The sequence below is a fragment of the Streptomyces sp. NBC_00299 genome (assembly GCF_036173045.1).
Lineage (GTDB): Bacteria > Actinomycetota > Actinomycetes > Streptomycetales > Streptomycetaceae > Streptomyces > Streptomyces machairae.
In genome coordinates, this window is sequence record NZ_CP108039.1 from 8,731,721 (window position 1) to 8,748,789 (window position 17,069).

The window sequence follows — 17,069 nt, forward strand, 5'->3', positions numbered from 1 at the left end:
GGGACCGGGCAGGGGAGCGTCAGCCCTTGACGGCGCCGGCGGCGAAGCCGGCCGTCACATGGCGTTGGAGCAGCAGGAAAACGGCCAGCACGGGGAGGGCGAAGAGCGTGGAGGCGGCCATGGTGGCGCCCCAGTCCGTGCCGAAGACGTTCTGGAAGGAGGACAGCCAGACGGGCAGGGTGCGGCTGTCCTGGTGCTTGATGATCAGGAAGTTGGCGTAGGTGAACTCGTTCCAGGCGGTGATGTAGCCGAACAGCGAAGTGGCCATCAGCCCGGGAGCGAGCAGGGGGAAGGCGATGTGGCGAAAGGCCCTCAGCCGCGTGCAGCCGTCGACCTGCGCCGCCTCCTCCAGCTCCGGTGGGATGGCGGCGATGAACCCGCGCAGCACCACGATGGTGAACGGCAGCGTCATCATGAAGTAGACCAGCGTCAGGGTGGGCAGCCGGTCGAGCATGTCGGTGTCGCGGGAGATGATGTACACCGGGATGATCAGTGCCTCCCACGGCGCCATCTGTGCGATGAACACCATCAGCATGAACTGCCGTCTGCCGCGCCAGCGCATGCGCGCCACGGCGAACGACGCGCCCAGTGCGACAAGCAGGGAGAGAAGGACGGCGCCCAGGGTCACGAGGATGCTGTTGCGCCAGAACAGTCCGAAGCCGTCGGCGTCGACAGCGGCACGGAAGTGGTCCAGCGTCCAGGTCCGGGGAAGCAGTCGGGGACTGTCGGACTGGATGTCCCGGTTGGGCTTGAACGCGGTCGCGACCATCCAGTACACGGGGAAGAGACAGACCACGACGATCACTGCGGCGGCGGTGTGCAACGGCATGCGCCGAAGCCGAAGCCGAAGCCGAAGCCGAAGCGGAAACCGAAGCCGGGGGCGCGCCGTGCTGCTGGTGACGGCTCGCGGGACGCTCATAGGGCCTCGCCCTCCTGGCGGAACATCTGGCGGAAGTAGAAGACGAGCACGCCGGCCAGCATCAGCACGGTGACCATCGAGGCGGCCGAACCGAGGTCGTAGCGCTGACTCGACAGAGCGGTCTGCACGGCGTAGACGGGCAGGATGGTGGTGGCGTCGCCGGGGCCGCCGTTGGTCATCACCCAGATCTGTACGAACGCCTTGAAGGTCCAGATGACCTCCAGCGAGAACACCAGCATGAAGATCGGCCGGATCATGGGAAACGTGATGGCGCGGAAGATGCGCCGTGCCGAGGCGCCGTCGATGCGTGCCGACTCGTACAACTCCGTCGGCACGGTGACCAGGGCCGAGTACAGGGTGATGGCCGCGAACGGCACCGACTGCCAGACGATCAGGGCGACCAGGATCGTAAAGGCGGCCGGACCGTGGGCGAACCAGGGGTACCGGTCGAACGACGTGAACCCCAGTTGGTGCAAAGCCCAGTTGACGATGCCGAACTCCGAGTGGAACAGCCACTGGAAGACCGTCGTGGCGGCGATCACCGGCATGGCCCAGGTCAGCACGAGCGCGGTGAGTACGGTGACACGGCCCACCCGGCCCAGCCGCTCGATCACCAGGGCGACCAGGGTGGCGAGCAGCATGATCAGGGTGACGTTGACGGCCATGAAGAGAAACGTGCGGCGCACCACCTGCCAGAAGTGGGCGTCCGTGAGCAGGGTCTCGTAGTTCCGCAGGCCCACGAACCGGGCGTCGCCTTGGATGAGTTGACGCAGTTGGAAGTCCTGGAGCGATATCAGCACCGTGCGGACCAGGGGGTACGCGAGCAGATACAGCATGCCCAGGAGCGCGGGGGCGACGAGCAGATAGGGCCAGGCTCCGCTCCCGACGGGCCCGCGCCTGCCCCCGCGGCCCGGCCGGGCGGAGCCGCCTGTCGGTCGGGGGAGCGAGGTGGGTGGCGCGCCGGCTTCACGGGCGACCGTCACGATGTCCTCTCCTCTCGGTGTGCGGCTCGCTCTGTGCGACTCGCGCTGTGGCGGCGGGTCCAGGGGTACGGGCGGCGGTTCGAACGCGGCGGCGACGGCTCAGGATCCGGTCGCCATGGCCGCAGTGATCGACGCGGACGCCTTCGCAGCCTCGGCCCGGGTATCGGCGCCGGTGAGTACGGCGGTCATGTAGTCCTTGATGGGGTTCTTCGCCTCGACGGCGGCCCAGCCTGGGGTGTTGGGTGTCGCCCGGCCGACGGCGGCGCCCACGGCCATGGCGGAGGCGCCCGGGTCGGCGGCGACCGCGTCGGCCAGGGTCGTCTTGTTCGGTACGTAGCTCATGGCTGAGGCGAGCTTGCGCTGCCAGGCGTCACCGGTGAGTTCCTTGACGAACGCGAAGGCGGCGTCCTGCTTGCCCGATGCCGCCGGGATGACGAGGTCGGAACCGCCGATGAACACCGCACCGGGCCGTTCGGCCGTCTTGCCGGGGATCGGGAAGAAACCGAGCTTGCCCTTGAGTTCGGGATTGTTCGAGAGGACGACGTTGGCCCCGCCGGGCGTCGAAATGATCTGCGCCACCTGCCCCTTGGCCATGACCTCGGCCTGTGGGGGCTCTGCCTCGTCGGAGTCCTTGGGGCCCTTGCCGAGCGCTTGCAGCTGCTCGTAGAAGTTCATGCCGCGTACGGCCTCAGGACTGTCGAGCGCGCCCTTCCAGGTGTCGCCGGACCGCGTGGCGAGGTCGCCGCCCTCGTCCCAGATGAACCCGGCCAGCGCGTACCACATCTGGCCCGGCAGGTAGATGCCCTGAGTCCCGCCCTTGTTCAGCTTCTCGGTCGCGGTGATCCACTGGTCGCGGGTCTTGATGGCGGCGGGGTCGATGCCGGCCTTCTTGAACAGGTCGGTTCGGTAGATCACCACTCGGTTGGCCGCGTAGTACGGGATGCCGTACTGCTTGCCCTCGTAGGCGCCCGGTTCGGCCAGGCCCTTGAGCCAGTTGCCGCCGCCGAGCTCGTCGACCTTGCCGCTGAGGTCGAGCAGCCCGCCGCTCTGCGCGAACTGGGCGACCTGGGTGTTGCCCGTCTCGATGACGTCCGGAGCGTCATTGCTGGCGAGCGCGGCGGTCACCTTCTCGCCGATGCCGTCCCACTCCTGGATCTGGACCTTCACGTCGATGTCCGCGTGGGCTGCCTCGAAGCCCGCGACGAACTCCTTCTGGAACTGCGCCGAGACGCTGTCGCGCATGAGCCAGACATCGATGGTCGTCCGGCCGTCGGCGGATTCACCGGACGAGTCCGAATCGCCGCCGCAGGCACTGAGGCCGCCGGCGAGCACCAGCGCGGAAACACCAGCAAGCATGCGGAGCTTCACAGTTCACCCCTGGGAGGAAAGCACCACGCCACCTGACCAGTTCATCGACTGGTCAGGTGACCTCTTGTTGGTCGATGAAGGTGGCATAGACCAATCGAGGCGTCAACCCTCCGCGTCGGCCTGGCTGTTGGTGGAACGATTCACGCTGAGCTGTGCCGTGGTGGAGAGTTGATGGCTACACTCCACCTGACCAGTACCCGACCAGTGGTAAGAAGGAATGAGGACTGGTCAGGTGAAGTCACGGACGCGGGGCGGGAGCAGCAGCATGAACGCTGGCGAGTCGGGGACGGTTCTCAAGCGAGAACGCGTCCGGGACCACATCCTCGAACTCATGGAATCGCTCAACCCCGGCGACGCCATCCCCTCCGAGCGGTCCCTGTGCGCTGATCTGCACGTCTCCAGGCCAACTCTGCGGGCAGCAGTCGACGAACTGGTCGCCGCGGGACTCCTTGTGCGTGAGCACGGCCGAGGCATGTTCGTGGCACCGGAGAAGATCACACAGGAGCTGGTGTCGGACCACCGGGCCATGGTCGTCCCCAGGGCATCCGGCGCCTGGACGAGCCGCCTGCTGGAGTTCACCACCATCGCCGCCGGTGCCAGGGTGGGCCGCAAACTGCACCTGTCACCCGCTGCCGACATCGTCTACGTGGCGCGGCTACGGCTCGTCGACGGCGTCCCCATGGCCATCGAGCACCTGCACATCCCCGCGAGCCTGGTGCCCACGCTGACCGCGCAGGAACTCGAAACGGGCGACCTGTACGAGCACCTGCACGACCGCCATGGAGTCCGGGTGAGCGAAGCCGTGCAGACGATCGAGCCGACCGTCGTCAGCCAGGCCGAGGCCAGGATCCTCGGGGTGCCGCACCTGTCGCCGGCGCTCCTGTTCGAGCGCCTCACCAGCGACACCGACGGCCGGGCCGTCGAGTACGTCCACTCCATCTACCGCGGCGACCGCTACCGCATCGTCACCCGCCTGACCTTGGGAGGACCGTCCGCCGGTGATGAGCAAGCGACCCGGACGGAGTCCATCCCGGGCATCCCGCCCGGTGCCTTCCCTCAGCAAGAAGCCGTCGTTCTCACGGCTCAGGGGGACGTGCACGCTGACCGGTGACGGTCAGGAGTCAGGAGGAGCGGGTCAGCCGGGAGGGCGACCCCGTCGTCTGACTGCCCTCGTTCTTCAGGGCCAAGGTGTCGGCGCCGGTCTTCGCCAGGGTGTAGAGGTTGCCTCGCCTGCACAGGACGCCGGCCGACGGATCCGTGGGTGCGCTGGTGACCGCCTCGAAGACCATGGACGTTCGATGCGTCTCCCGCAGGCGCAGCGTCTCGGTGCATCCGAGGTCCCGGCCTGTGCCGTCCTCGGTCACGTGGCTGACCTGTCTGCCCACGATCTCGCCCTGTTCCGCAGCGTGGAGGGTGACGGTCACGGCGACCCGGGTCGTGCGCGCGTTGACGATGCCGTCGCCGGCGGGGCTGCCGGGTCCTGTGCCCTTCCAAGTGCCCACCCAGGACGCGGGCAGAGCCTTCCCGGCAGCGGTGGCGGAAGGAGAGGTGGAGGCGGGCGGGGTTGTACGACCGTTCCCACCCGCCCCGTCATCGACGCCGTTGTGCCAGGCCAGAGCCGTGACGACGGTCGCGGTCACCACCGTGCCCGCGGCCACTGCGGCCGTCCACGCCGCCCGCGCCGACCGCCGGCCGGGCGCGGCACCGGCCCCGGACGGGGCGTCAGGCACGAGGCCGGGAGCGGGACCGGACGGGAGGGCGGGAGGAGGGCCGTACGCGATCGGCGAGCCGTAGGCGGTCGGTGGCCCGAACCCGGTCTGCGGTGCCGGGTTCGGCGCTGGTTGTGACTCCGGGGGGAGGGGTGCCGAGTGTTCCAGCAGCGCCGCCAGCTCGGCTTCCCGCGCGGTGATGTCCGCCTCCAGGCGCGGCGGCCGTGCCGAGGCCCAGACGCCGGGCCCGGCCTCGAGCCCCTTCAGCAACTCGTCGGCGGTGGGTCGGTCCTGCGGTGACTTCTCCAGGCAGGCGGTCAGCAACGGCACGAGCGCCTGCGGCACCCCGACGAGCGCGGGCTCCTCGTGTGCGATGCGGTAGAGCAGTTGGGCGGCGGACGGATCCTCGCCCGGGTGCAGAAAGGGCCCGTTCCCGCTGGCGGCGTACACCAGCACCGCGCCCAGCGAGAAGATGTCTCCGGGCTCGGCCGATATACCCCCGGTGACCTGCTCGGGTGCCATGTAACCGGGGGAGCCGATGACACCGCCGGTACGGGTGTGCCGGGTGTCGTCAGCGGCCCGGGCGATTCCGAAGTCGATGAGCAGCGGATGGCGGCGGGCGAGCAGCACGTTGGACGGCTTCACGTCGCGGTGCGCGAGCCCCGCCCGGTGAACGGCCCGTAGTCCCTCGGCGAGTTCCGCCGCCAGAGCCCGGACGGCGGACTCGGGCAGCGGACCGTCGGACGCCACCCGGTCCGCGAGGGAGGGCGCTGCCACGTACTCCGTGGCCAGCCATTGCGGCCGGTGCCCCGCCGGGCTGTAGTCGACGACCGACACCGTCCACGGGGAGCGCACCTGGTCGCTGCTGGCGATCTCGCGGGCGAACCGCTGCTCGAACCCGGGGTCGAGGCCGAACTCGGGGCGTACGGTTTTGAGGGCCAGCGGACGACCGGACGCGGTGCGGGAGAGAAACACCTGCCCCATGCCGCCGGCGCCGAGTCTCGCCAACAAGGGGTAGCCGCCGATGGCCGGCGGATCGGTGGGATCCAGACGTCTCATGAAACTCTCCGGGCACTGCTGGGGCCGCAGGGGCGGTGTGGACGGTGCGCCGTGGCTGTGGGGGACGGACATCGCCCGTGTGACACGCGGGTCCGTCCTGCACGCGATGCATTCATATCAGTTCATATGCTGAGTGCCCGGCGGGACGGGACCGCAGCAGCGGCAGCGGAGCCCGGCTCGGCGGCTCGGCCGCCCGCGGCACGAACGTCCCCGAGCGCAGCCGTCACCAGCACTGCGCCACACGTTCGGCCGCGCCATACAGGAGCCTCACATGTCCGACAGTGCCCCCGAGCCCCGTCCTGTCAGCGCAGCCGCAGCCCCCCTGGGCGCTGGTACCCGCCGATGGCTCTTCCGCCCGCCCCGGCGCCACGGCGAGGTCGACACCAGTCGCAGCGTCAGCTTCCTCGAGCTCTTCTACGACCTCGTCTACGTCGTCCTGGTCGGGCAGGCGGCCCACACCTATGCTGAGGACTTCTCCTGGCGGGGTACGGCCACGTTCGCCGTGGTCTTCGGGCTGATCTGGATCGCCTGGCTGAACGGCACGCTCTTCTACGAACTGCACGGCCGCGAGGACGGTCACACCCGCTCGCTGATCTTCGTGCAGATGCTGCTGCTGTCCCTCATGGCGGTCTACGTCGGCCACGCCGACGGCGACGACGGCCGCACCCTGGCGGCGCTCTACGCACTGCTGCTCGCCCTGCTGAGTTACCAGTGGTACTCCGTGTACCGACTGGACGAACCGGAGCTGCGCACGACGCCCCGTCGCTATCTGACCGTCATGGTCGCCGGCATCATCCTGATCGCTGCATCGGCACCTGTGTCGGCCGACGTCCGTCTCGTTCTCTGGGCGGTGTTCGTTGTCGCGTGGTGCGGCGTGGAGTGCGTCATTCTCATCTTCTGGCGCAGAGCGCCGAGTTATCATGTCGTGACCGAACCCATGGTCGAACGCTTCGGACTCTTCATCATCATCGTGCTCGGCGAAGTCGTCATCGGTGTCGTGAACGGCCTGACGGACACCGAACGCAGCACACTCGTCACGACGACGGGCCTGCTCGGGCTCGCCATCGGCTTCGGCTTCTGGTGGAACTACGCCGACTTGGTGTCCCGACGACTGCCTCGCGAGACCGGCCACTCGCTGGCGACGTGGATCTTCACACACCTGCCGATGGCGATGGCCGTGGCTGCAGCCGGCGCAGGCATGGTCGGGCTCGTGGAGCACGCCACCGATCACCGGACACCGGTCGCACTGAGCTGGCTGATGGGTGGGTCCGTAGCCGTCATGCTGATCACCACCGTGGTGCTTCTGCCCACCCTGGCGGACTACGACCGCTTCCTCGCCGTCTACAAGTCGGTGCAAGCCGTGCTCGTCACAGCGGCCGTCGCTGCCCTCCTCGCCGCCTGGTCACGTCCCGCCCCCTGGCTCCTGGCCCTCATCCTGCTGCTTATCCTCTCCGCGACCTGGGTCTTCGCATTCGTTCGATGGCTGAGACAGGGCTCCCTGATCAACGAGATCCCAGCCGACTGAGACCGATCCGCCTGTTCGGCTGTCTTCTTGTATCGAGGGTTTGACACAAGATTCCGACCAGGGCATCTTGTATCCACCGTTTGGTACAAGATGCCCTGGGGGATCTCCACGTGCTCGACACCGTCCCGCTCCAGTCCCGGCTCCTCGACCACGCCGACCACTACGCCCGCTGGTCCGGCCTGGCCATCGGCATCGTGGCCGCACAGCAGTTGGTCATGATGGAGAGCGGCGACATCACGATCCCCCTCGTGTTCGCCATCACGGCCTTCGGCTTGTGCGCCGTGGTCGGTGTCCTGCTCGGTGACGCCCTGACCCTGCGTCCCCAGGAAGCGGTACGCACCGCGAGCCTCGCCCCGCGTCTGGTCAGAAACCACGTACCGCCCCGCATGGCGCCGTTGCTTCTCCTGCAGGCCGCCTCCCTCGTCGCTCTGCTGGTCATGGGCGCCGTCACGGCCTCGTCCGGCCCCGACCGGGCAGGCGGGGCGGGCCGTGTCATCAACGTCGCCTGCCAAGGGATGGGCGCATCCCTCGGTCCCTGGCCCGGCCTGTACTACAGCGGCCCGATGTTCGCCGCCCTCGCGGTCGGAACCCCCGCCTGCGTCTGGGCCCTGCGCCGTATCGCCTACGGGCCGGGCGACTACCAGCAGCGCCGCGACCGCGCGTGGGCGATCACGGGAGCCTGGGGGCTGTTGGTGTCGAGTCAGGTCCTGCTCGTCGTCCTGATGCTGCTCGTCGCGCTCACGGAAACGTCCTGCGCAGGCCTGCTGGGCGCCGTCACCATCGTGGCGATCTGTCCGCTGGGTCTGCTGAGCCTGTTCACGTTCGGGTGGTCCCTGGTAACCGTGGTGGCACCGCGGGCGGTTGACGACGAGGTAGCAGACGATGGGACTTTCGCCGATGAGTGACCGCACCGTTCGCGTCGACACCACCAGCCAGGTGCCGCCGTACGAGCAGATCCGTGCCCAGCTGGCCGCGCTCATTCGCACCGGCCGGCTGACCGAGGGCGAGCGCCTGCCGACCGTGCGCCAGCTCGCTGCCGACCTCGGTCTGGCGCCGGGCACCGTGGCCCGCGCCTACCGCGAGCTGGAGGCCGTCGAGCTGATCCGAACCCGCCGCGGGGCGGGCACCAGGGTGGCCGCCCCGCCGTCCGGGCCGCAGACCCACGATGCCCCCCAACTCGGCACCCTGGCCCGGGACTTCACCTCCGCCGCCCGAGCGCTGGGAGCCGACACCGAGGACATCCTGACCGCCGTCCGCAACGCCCTCAACTCGGAACCCGCCGTCGACAGCGGAGCGGGCGGCCACAGGACGACCGAGGCGTCGGTGAAAGTCACCGGCGTGAGTCGCAGGCGTGAGGCACAGGCTTGAGCGACAGGCGTAGCCGCCGCTTGGCCATCAAGCAGTCACTCCTGCGTCCGCGGGCCAGGTACTCCGCCCGGTAGCCGTTACGCCGGGTCGATGCGGAAGACGCTGCCGCCGATCGCGAGCACGTACAGTTCGCCGTTGCCGCCCTGCGCGAAGGAGATGACCTCGCCGCCGTTGACTCCGAGGTCGTTCACGGCGGTCACCTTGCCGTTCTTCAACTGCAGTGAGCGGACGGTGCCGTCGCAGTAGTCGCTGTACACGTACTGGCCCTTGAGGGCCGGGATCGCCTTGCCCCGGTAGACGAAGCCGCCGGTCACCGAGCAGCCGAAGTTGGCGCGGTCGTACTCGTGGACCGGTGGCACGTGGTTCGCGGGTTCCGTGCCGCCGCGGAAGGGATGGGTGCCCTCCATCTGGGCCCAGCCGTAGTTCTCTCCGCCCTTGCTGCTCGCCGGGGCCCAGTCGATCTCCTCCCAGTCGTTCTGGCCGACGTCACCGATGAAGAGGTCGCCCGTGCCCGAGTCGAAGGAGAACCGCCACGGGTTGCGCAGCCCGTACGCCCAGATCTCGTCCTTCGCGTTCGGGTCGTTCACGAACGGGTTGTCCGACGGGATCGCGTACGGCTTGCCGCCCCTCGGGTCGATCCGCAGGAGCTTGCCGAGCAACGTGTCGAGGTTCTGCCCGTTGCCGTGCGGATCGCCGCCCGAGCCGCCGTCGCCGAGCGCGATGTAGAGGTAGCCGTCGGGGCCGAACTTGATGTCGCCGCCGTTGTGGTTGGCGTAGGGCTGCGTCTGGGTGATGACCGTACGCCGGGTCTGCGGCTGGATCTTGCCGTTCCGTACGGCGAACTCGTCCACGGTGCTGGTGCCTTCGAGGTTCGTGAACGAGATGTAGAAGTGCGCGAACCTCTTGTCGAACGCGATGCCCAGCAGCCCGCGTTCGCCGTCGGTGGTGGTCTCGGCGGAAATGTCGAGGACGGGCCGGCTGAGCCCGTTGCTGTCCAGGACCCTTACGGTGCCCGGGCGTTCGGCGATCCAGAGCTTCCCGCCGGGACCGGCCGCGCCGGCCGTCGGATTCTGGGCCTTGGCCACGTTCTTGAGGGTGACCTTCGCCGCTTCCTGTGGTGAGGCGGGCTCGTCGGCCGACGCCGCGGTCAAGGCGAGGGTAGCGACGAGACAGACGGTGCCGATGATCGCCGTGCTTCTGGTGCGAACACTCACCGAGATCCTCCTAGAGGCGGTGAATCGGCAGGTCACGCGGCTGCCGGGGCGTGTCGTGGGGCGCCGCTCGCGTCAGCACGCAACCTGGTGGGGGATGGGGGAGAGAACGGTGCGCTGATTGGCTCGCTACGGATGAGGATACTGAGACAGCCCCGCTTGGTATAGACCAGCTGCGTGTGATTGCGGTCAGTGTGAGACCGGTCCGACGCTGCGCACCCAGACGGGGAAGGGTGCGGCCGCTGGCTCTGGCGCGGTCTGCTCGGGCTGATCGTGTGCCTCCGCAAGGTCCGACCAGGCGACCACGCCCGGCTCCCGCCGGCTCAGGAAGCCCTGGACCACAGCACCGAGATCGCCGCAAGGCGCGTAGGCGCCGCCAAAAGGCAGTTCGTCAGCGGTCACCGACCCGGTTGAGCACCGGAGCTGCCCGGCCTGCTCGTCGTGCCACACGTAGAACGTCGCCACCCCCGCGAAGCCCATCTCGCGGACACGGCGCCGGAGGCCGTCGGCGGTCCGCTCAAAGGCGGAGACCACCTCCGACACGGACAATGCCTCTCTGTCCTCGGCTTCCGCACTCAGTGACCAGGTGTTGGTTCCCCGCTCCATCCGCCGGTCGGTCGGCTCCAGCACCAGCGGCTCGTCCGCCACCTCGGCGATCCATGTCAACAGCACTCGAGAAGTATCCCCGCACAGCTCGGCGCCGGGCCGAGCATCGCCACGACACCCTCATGCGCGTTCACGTTCACGTTCCGCCCCCGCACCGGTCGGGTGTCAGTACGTGGTGTGGAGTTGCTTGGTGACTTCCGTCAGGTCTGCGATGAACATGGCGGCGAGTTCGGCGGTGAACCCGGTGCGTACCACCAGGCGCAGGACGCAGATGTCCTGGCAGGGGGCGGGGAAGGCATAGGCGGGCAGATGCCAGCCTCGTGCTCGCATCGCCTGGGCGACGTCGAAGACCGTGAAGCCCGGCGTGCCGGGTGTCAGGCGGAAGGCGAAGGCGGGGAGTTCGGAGCCGTCCGTGAGCAGTTCGTAGGGGGAGATGGCCTGGATGCGGGTGGCGAGCAGGCGCGCTGTCGTGCGGTTCTTCGCTGCCAGGTTGCGCAGACCTTCGAAGCCGTACCTGAGGAAGCTGTAGTACTGCGCGACGACGTGGGCGCCCGGGCGGGAGAAGTTGAGGGTGAAGCTGGGGGAGCGGCCGCCGAGGTAGTCGACCTCGAAGACCAGATCGTCGGGGAGGGCTTCGGCATTGCGCCACAGGGCCCACCCGAGACCGGGAAAGACGTGCCCGAACTTGTGCCCCGAGGTGTTGATGGAGGCGACGCGTTCGAGCTGGAAGTCCCACATGAGACCCGGGTCGAGGAATGGGGCCAGCATGGCGCCGGACGCCCCGTCGACATGGACGGGGATGTCGCTGCCGGTGGCGGCCTGGTACCCGTCGAGGGCCACGCAGATGTCCGCAACGGGCTCGTAGGAGCCGTCGAAGGTGGACCCGAGGACGGTCACGACGCCGATCGTGTTGTCGTCGCAGTGGGCGGTGAGGGTGTCGGGGGTGAGGTGGTAGCGGCCCGGTTCCATCGGGACGAAACGGGGCTTGACCTCGAAGTAGTTGGCGAACTTCTTCCAGCAGACCTGGACGTTCGCGCCCATGACGATGTTAGGGCGGGCCGTGTCCTTGCCCTGGGTGCGCCGGCGGTCCTGCCAGCGGCGCTTGAGCGCCAGTCCGCCGAGCATGGCCGCCTCGCTGGAGCCGGTGGTGGAGCAGCCGCGGACCTGCTCCGGGTGGGGCGCGTGCCAGAGCCGGGCCAGCATCCGCACGCAGCGCTCCTTTATCGCCGTGATCTGCGGGTACTCCGCGCGGTCCGCGAGGTTCTTCTCCGCGGTCTCCGCCATCAACTGCTGAGCCTGTGGCTCCATCCACGTCGTCACGAACGTGGCGAGGTTCAGCCGGGCATTGCCGTCGAGCATCAACTCGTCCCGCACGCGGCGGCCGACCAGTTCCGGCGACGACGCCGACTCGGGCAGTTCGTCGACCGGCAGCACGAGGGTGTCGGTGGATGGGTGGCCGGGGTGGGGTGAAGAGGTGGAGGTGTCGGACTCGCTTGCGGGGAGGGCGTCGGCTTGCGGGATGGACATGAGTACGTGGATGCCTTTCTGGCCTGTGTGACCCCGTGCACTCCGACGCTAGATCCATGGGCGGCCCGCCATCCGTGCCGATTACACCGATCCGGTGACCGATTTGCAGACTGATGAACTGGATTTTCCCTTGGGCATACTGGCTGTCGGCTGTCGGCTGTCGGCTGTCGGCTGTCGGCTGTCGTCGGAACGCGGTGCTCCTCCTCGGCGGCGATACGTCGGTCGCTCCGGGGCCGTGGCGCCGTTCAGGTCCGGCTGTGTCGCCTGTCCGTCAACCGGGGCCGCTGTTCGGGTCGGGGTTCTTGCCGCGCGGCGCGTTCTCTGGGGCCCGGTTGGGGTGTGGCGCAGGATGCGGGGTATGTTTCCCGGTTTCCTGGCCCGGGTGGTCGAGCTGCTGTCGGGCCGTCAGGGGCGTTCGCTGCATGTGAGGGCGGCCGGAGCCGCGACGGTCGTCCTCGCGGTCGTGATCCTGGTGGGTTCGGGCCTCGTGGTGTCCGCCGAGCGGGATGCGCCCGGGGCGCGGCTGACCTCGTATCCGCTGGCGCTGTGGTGGTCGGTGGAGACCGCGACGACGGTCGGGTACGGCGACTACTATCCGGTGACGTTGTGGGGGCGGCTGATCGCGGTCGTGGTGATGGTCGTCGGGATCACGGCCTACGGGATGGTCACCGCGGCCCTGGCCACCTGGTTCGTGGGACGGGACGAGGAACGCCGACACCGCCGCATGCACGAGGCGGAGCAAGCGGTGGAGCAGACGTACGCGGAGGTGACCCGCGCCGTGCACGAGCGTTTCGATCGCCTCGAACGAATGCTGGAGGGCGACGGCAGGACGCCGTGATCACGCCCGCCGTACGGTGATCGACGTCCGTCGGGCAAGCGGGCGAGCAGCCGGCGCATCGGCACGTCTTAGTCCTCCGGCTCCCAGGCCAGGAGCAGGTCGAACACACGTCGGTCGCCGTCGAGCGTCAGCGAGTCCACCGGAATACGGCCGTACCGGGCGAGGACCCGTTCACCGGCCGTGCCGCGGGCAGAGGCGCCGGTCGCGTCCGCGGCCGCGTCGGCAGCGGCGGGCGTGTGGAGACGGGTACCCGTGTGCCGTCGGCGGAGAGCACAGGCGCCAGGAGTGGCCCTCGGTCGCGTGGTAGTCGACGACGGTGGGCTCGTGCGGCCAGGCGGCCGTCCCCGCGCAGCAGGTGGACAGGAACTCGCCGACACCGTCGAGTGCCGCCTCGTCCGGCAGCGGCTGTGGGGCGCCGACGGTGAGCCGGGGAAGCCGTGCAGCAGTATCACCAACGGGCTTCGCCTTGCTCGGCGATGTGGAGCTGGATCCCGTTCACGTCGATCATGCGATGCGCAACCATGTGCACGAGCGTACGTGTCGTGTCGTTCGGGCGGCCGTCCCGGTCCCCGGCGCGATACGCGAGGTCACACGGGGGTGTGCGGCAGGCGCGTGGTGGCGAAACGCCGTCGGTAGTCCGTCGGGGTCGTGCCCAGGTGGCGGGCGAAGGCGCGGCGGAGGGTTTCGTCCGTGCCGAGTCCGCTGAGGTGCGCCGCCGAGGTCACGCTGTGGCCGTCGAGGAGGAGTTGCTGTGCGCGGTCGAGGCGGACGCGTTCGACCCAACGGGCGGGTGTGGTGTGCAGTTCGGTCCGGAACAGCCGGGTCAGGTGCCGGGTGCTGACGGCGGCCGCTGCGGCCATGGCGGGCAGGCTGTGATCGGCGGCCGGGTCCGCGAGCACGGACGCGGTCAGTGAGGTCAGCAGGTCGCTGCGGGGCGGCGGGGTCGCCAGCGCCGTGGAGAACTGTGACTGCCCGCCCGGGCGTTGCATGAAGACGACCAGTTCGCGGGCGACCTCCCGGGCCGTGGCCGCTCCGTGGTCGTGCTCGACCAGCGCGAGGGCCAGATCGATGCCGGCGCTGATGCCGGCAGAGGTGACATAGCGGCCGTCCCGGATGTGCAGGGCGTCCGGCTCGACATGCACCCCGGGGTGGCGGTGGGCGAGCGTCTTGGCGTGCCGCCAGTGTGTGGTGGCCCTGCGCCCGTCCAGCAGGCCCAGCTCGGCCAGGACGAAGGCACCGGTGCAGACCGACGCGACCCGGGGCGCCCGCTCGGCGAGGGCGGCAGCCGCGCTCAGGAGTTCTGGCTCAGCGCGCCGCTCGGCCAGCCGGTCGGCTCCGGCGACCACGAGCGTGTCGACCGGACCGACCTCGGTCGCGGCCACGGTCCGGGCCAGTGTCAGGCCCGACGAGGTCGTGACGTCGCCTCCGCGCGGGGAGGCCAGGAGCGGCGTATAGCCGTGGCCCAGCCGTCCGGCCTGGTGCAGTACCTCCAGAGGGCCGCTGACGTCGAGCAGCGTGACCTCGTCGAACACCAGGAAAGCAACCCGGTGGGTCATGTCTGAATCTGTGGGGTGTGTGGCAGGAAGGACATGGCGTCAGGGTATGGCACCGCACGACTCTGAAGGAGGTCACTGATCGAGCAGGGCGGATCGAGAACGGCATGAGGAAAGGCGGTCATGATGAGTGAAGTCGTCGCGGGCGTGGAGATCCCGGACAGCGCACTGGCACGGGAAGCGACCGAGCTGGTCCGGGACGTCGCCTCACCGCTGCTGTACGACCACTCACGGCGGGTGTTCCTGTTCGGGGCGCTGCGCGGGCGGGAGCAGGGTCTGCGCTTCGACCCTGAACTGCTGTACGTGGGGGCGATGTTCCACGACCTGGGGCTGACCGAGCGCTTCCGGCGCACCGACCGGCGTTTCGAGATCGACGGTGCCGACGAGGCCCGCCGCTTCCTGCAGGCCCACGGCGTCACCGGCGGGCCGGCCGATCGGGTCTGGACGGCCATCGCCCTGCACACCACCCCGGAGATCCCCCTGCACATGGCACCCGAAGTGGCCCTCGTCACCCGGGGTGTGGAGCTGGACGTCCTGGGCATCGGCTACCACGCCGTCTCCGACGAGCAACGCGCGGCCGTGGTCGCGGCCCACCCCCGGCCCGACTTCAAGAACGGGATCCTCGCCGCTTTCACCGAGGGCATCGAGGACCGCCCCGAGACGACGTTCGGCAACGTCAAGGCCGACGTGCTGGCCCACTTCTCGCCCGGCTTCGTACGCGGCGACTTCGTGGAGGTCATCAAGAACTCGGAGTGGCCCGAGTAGCCGGCTGTGCGCCTGGCAGTGCCGCCCGCAGCGGTGATGGCGGAACTCCCCGTCACGCTCGGCCCCTTGACGGGATGGGGTGCCCGGACGGGCTCAGGCATGCAGCGTGGGCCGATAGATGAGCTCCTGGATGTGGCCGTCGAGCGTCCGGTGCTCGATCAGTTCGAGGTCGAAGTCGGCCGCACCCTGGAAGATCGGGTCCAGCCCGGTCCGGCCGGTGATCACAGGGAAGAGGGTCACCTGGACGCGGTCGACCAGGCCGGCGGCCATCAGCGCACGGTTCATCGACAGGCTCCCGTGCGAGCGCAACGGTACGTCGGACTCCTCCCTCATCCGGGCGACGACGTCGACGGCGTCGCCGCTCGCGACGGTCGCGTCGGGCCAGTCGAGGGGTCCCTCCAGGCTGGTCGACACGACCGTTGTCGGCATGTTCCGCATCCGCGTGACCCAGGGGTCACGCACCTCGGACTCTTCGGTGCTCGCCGCCGTCATCTGCGCGAACAGCCGATACGTGTTGGCCCCGAACACCATCCGTTGCTCCTCGCCGTACAGGGCCAGGCGGCGGTCGAGGAGCTCGGGGCCCTGCTTGCCCCAGTAGCCGGTCCAGTCGCCGCCGGCGGCGCCGTAGCCGTCGAGGCTGGAAAAGACGTCGAAGGTGTACGTCGCGGTCATGATGCTCTCCCTGAGTGCGGGTGATCGCCTGCTGGAAATACAGACTGGCAACCAGGACGACACTCATCGCGTGACCGGCGACGCGACACAGCGGGCGAGAAGAAGAGCGTGACCCGCACGAGCCGGAAACAGGTCGGCGCCCGCCTCGGATTGACGGATTCACCTCCACTCCCGTTGGGCAATGGGTCAGGGAATGTCATGAGCACGACTCCCCTTCCCCCATGAGGAGGTCGATCATGCACGTACGTAGGCTGACCGGAGGCCTGGCCGCTGCCTGTGTGGTGTCCCTGTCCCTGATGGGTGGCCAGGCGGTGGCCGGTCCGCTCGAAGCGGCGGACACCCCCCTGGCAGCCCGTGTCCTCACCTACGACGCCGGCGGCTCCGCGGAGTTCAGGAGCGCCGTCGACCGGGGCGCGGCGATCTGGAACGAGAGCGTCGACGCCGTCGAGTTGCGGCCGGCCGGCGCCGGGCAGCGCGCGAACATACGGGTCCTCGCGGACAACGGCTGGCCGCGCGCCCTGCCCACCACGCTCGGCAACGGCACCGTCTACATCGGGCGCCAGGCCGTCGACCAGGGCTACGACACGATCCGCATCTCCGCCCACGAACTCGGGCACATCCTGGGCCTGCCCGACCGCAAGCCCGGACCGTGCTCCAGCCTGATGTCCGGTTCCAGCGCCGGTACCGCATGCACGAACCCGTACCCGGACGCGGCGGAGAAGGCGGAGGTCGAGGGGAACTTCGGCGGCGCGCTCGTCGGGCGGGCACCGGCGGCCGGCACCGAACTGATCGTGGACTGACGCGTGCCGCACCGCGCCTCCTGACGCCTGCCGCACCACGCCCCCTGAGGCGGACGAGCCCGCCCGATGCCCTGCCGGCCGAAGCGCTGCAGGCACCGGGCGGGCTCGGATCAGGGAGGGTGCCGTCGCCGGGTTCGATCCCGTCACCGGCCCGCCTGCTTTCGGC

At 69.3% G+C, this 17,069-nt stretch carries 16 protein-coding genes; 7 read left to right on the forward strand and 9 right to left on the reverse strand.

Going from position 1 to position 17,069, the window contains the following annotated elements; all coding sequences use genetic code 11:
• Nucleotides 1-19: 19 nt before the first annotated feature.
• From OHT51_RS38770 to OHT51_RS38780, 3 genes are all read right to left on the reverse strand, one after another.
• Nucleotides 20-829, reverse strand: coding sequence for a carbohydrate ABC transporter permease (locus OHT51_RS38770; RefSeq protein ID WP_328883578.1), 810 nt, complete (start codon nucleotides 827-829; stop codon nucleotides 20-22).
• 86 nt (nucleotides 830-915) lie between these two features.
• Complete coding sequence (locus OHT51_RS38775; RefSeq protein ID WP_328883579.1) at nucleotides 916-1,902, reverse strand: carbohydrate ABC transporter permease; 987 nt, start codon at nucleotides 1,900-1,902, stop codon at nucleotides 916-918.
• 99 nt (nucleotides 1,903-2,001) lie between these two features.
• Entirely contained in the window at nucleotides 2,002-3,270 is a 1,269-nt protein-coding gene (locus OHT51_RS38780; protein WP_443052652.1) for an extracellular solute-binding protein, read from the reverse strand.
• Nucleotides 3,271-3,535: 265 nt separating this feature from the next.
• Here OHT51_RS38780 and OHT51_RS38785 point away from each other — a divergent pair, with 265 nt between their 5' ends.
• Nucleotides 3,536-4,381 carry a GntR family transcriptional regulator gene (locus OHT51_RS38785; RefSeq protein WP_328883581.1) on the forward strand — a complete coding sequence of 282 codons (846 nt, stop codon included), beginning with the start codon at nucleotides 3,536-3,538 and terminating at the stop codon, nucleotides 4,379-4,381.
• A 10-nt stretch (nucleotides 4,382-4,391) separates the two neighbouring features.
• Here the strand turns inward: OHT51_RS38785 and OHT51_RS38790 are convergent, their stop codons facing one another.
• Entirely contained in the window at nucleotides 4,392-6,038 is a 1,647-nt protein-coding gene (locus tag OHT51_RS38790; protein WP_328883582.1) for a serine/threonine-protein kinase, read from the reverse strand.
• Between the two features lie 271 nt (nucleotides 6,039-6,309).
• Between OHT51_RS38790 and OHT51_RS38795 the strand changes: the two genes are divergently transcribed.
• The 3 genes from OHT51_RS38795 (at nucleotide 6,310) to OHT51_RS38805 (ending at nucleotide 8,931) form a co-directional block, all read left to right on the forward strand.
• Nucleotides 6,310-7,563 (forward strand): low temperature requirement protein A, encoded by a 1,254-nt coding sequence (locus tag OHT51_RS38795; protein ID WP_328883583.1) that lies wholly within the window; start codon nucleotides 6,310-6,312, stop codon nucleotides 7,561-7,563.
• 110 nt (nucleotides 7,564-7,673) lie between these two features.
• Complete coding sequence (locus OHT51_RS38800) at nucleotides 7,674-8,468, forward strand: hypothetical protein (protein WP_328883584.1); 795 nt, start codon at nucleotides 7,674-7,676, stop codon at nucleotides 8,466-8,468.
• On the forward strand, nucleotides 8,461-8,931 hold the full coding sequence (locus tag OHT51_RS38805; RefSeq protein WP_328883585.1) for a GntR family transcriptional regulator: 471 nt from the start codon (nucleotides 8,461-8,463) through the stop codon (nucleotides 8,929-8,931). Before OHT51_RS38800 ends, OHT51_RS38805 begins: the two co-directional genes overlap by 8 nt.
• A gap of 77 nt (nucleotides 8,932-9,008) precedes the next feature.
• On the opposite strand, the gene OHT51_RS38810 is transcribed toward OHT51_RS38805, so the two are convergent.
• The 3 genes from OHT51_RS38810 to OHT51_RS38820 form a co-directional block, all read right to left on the reverse strand.
• A complete protein-coding gene (locus tag OHT51_RS38810; protein ID WP_328883586.1) occupies nucleotides 9,009-10,145 on the reverse strand; it encodes a PQQ-dependent sugar dehydrogenase in 1,137 nt (378 codons plus the stop codon).
• Between the two features lie 186 nt (nucleotides 10,146-10,331).
• Nucleotides 10,332-10,790 (reverse strand): hypothetical protein, encoded by a 459-nt coding sequence (locus OHT51_RS38815; RefSeq protein ID WP_328883587.1) that lies wholly within the window; start codon nucleotides 10,788-10,790, stop codon nucleotides 10,332-10,334.
• Nucleotides 10,791-10,913: 123 nt separating this feature from the next.
• Nucleotides 10,914-12,275 carry a glutamate decarboxylase gene (locus tag OHT51_RS38820; protein ID WP_328883588.1) on the reverse strand — a complete coding sequence of 454 codons (1,362 nt, stop codon included), beginning with the start codon at nucleotides 12,273-12,275 and terminating at the stop codon, nucleotides 10,914-10,916.
• 358 nt (nucleotides 12,276-12,633) lie between these two features.
• Between OHT51_RS38820 and OHT51_RS38825 the strand changes: the two genes are divergently transcribed.
• Entirely contained in the window at nucleotides 12,634-13,113 is a 480-nt protein-coding gene (locus tag OHT51_RS38825; RefSeq protein ID WP_328883589.1) for a potassium channel family protein, read from the forward strand.
• A gap of 587 nt (nucleotides 13,114-13,700) precedes the next feature.
• Here OHT51_RS38825 and OHT51_RS38830 read toward each other — a convergent pair.
• A complete protein-coding gene (locus OHT51_RS38830; RefSeq protein ID WP_328883590.1) occupies nucleotides 13,701-14,669 on the reverse strand; it encodes a GlxA family transcriptional regulator in 969 nt (322 codons plus the stop codon).
• Nucleotides 14,670-14,792: 123 nt separating this feature from the next.
• Between OHT51_RS38830 and OHT51_RS38835 the strand changes: the two genes are divergently transcribed.
• Entirely contained in the window at nucleotides 14,793-15,431 is a 639-nt protein-coding gene (locus tag OHT51_RS38835; protein WP_328884575.1) for an HD domain-containing protein, read from the forward strand.
• 93 nt (nucleotides 15,432-15,524) lie between these two features.
• Here the strand turns inward: OHT51_RS38835 and OHT51_RS38840 are convergent, their stop codons facing one another.
• Nucleotides 15,525-16,103, reverse strand: a complete 579-nt coding sequence (locus tag OHT51_RS38840; RefSeq protein ID WP_328883591.1) for a dihydrofolate reductase family protein — start codon at nucleotides 16,101-16,103, stop codon at nucleotides 15,525-15,527.
• 236 nt (nucleotides 16,104-16,339) lie between these two features.
• Between OHT51_RS38840 and OHT51_RS38845 the strand changes: the two genes are divergently transcribed.
• Nucleotides 16,340-16,903: a snapalysin family zinc-dependent metalloprotease gene (locus OHT51_RS38845; protein WP_328883592.1), complete on the forward strand. Its 564-nt coding sequence runs from the start codon at nucleotides 16,340-16,342 to the stop codon at nucleotides 16,901-16,903.
• Nucleotides 16,904-17,069: the final 166 nt, after the last annotated feature.